Consider the following 254-nt stretch of genomic DNA (forward strand, 5'->3'; position numbering starts at 1 on the left):
GATTCCAAATCCGCGTGTTGGGAGTTCGAATCTCTCCACCCCTGCCATATTTAAAGCTCCAGCAGAAATGCTGGAGCTTTTTTGTATCTGTCACTTTTTCAAAGTGACGTTGAGGACCGGAGTGTCAGCCAAGTCGACTATATTGATCCCCATCGAAGCAGAAATCCTAGAGTCTTTTTGATTTATATTTGTTCGATTTTTAATACCAATCCGGAAAATTAACTGATCAGGTCAATCCAATCTCTTGTACACAT

Annotated in this window: 1 protein-coding gene; it reads left to right on the forward strand. The window is 40.9% G+C overall.

The features are described 5' to 3' along the window. A partial coding sequence (locus tag A6D97_RS22115) for a hypothetical protein (RefSeq protein WP_032548213.1) occupies positions 1 to 181 on the forward strand: 181 nt, incomplete at its 5' end. Between the last annotated feature and the right edge of the window lie 73 nt (positions 182 to 254).

The organism is Vibrio sp. ZF57 (genome assembly GCF_001691235.1).
GTDB classification, from domain to species: Bacteria; Pseudomonadota; Gammaproteobacteria; order Enterobacterales; family Vibrionaceae; genus Vibrio; species Vibrio crassostreae_C.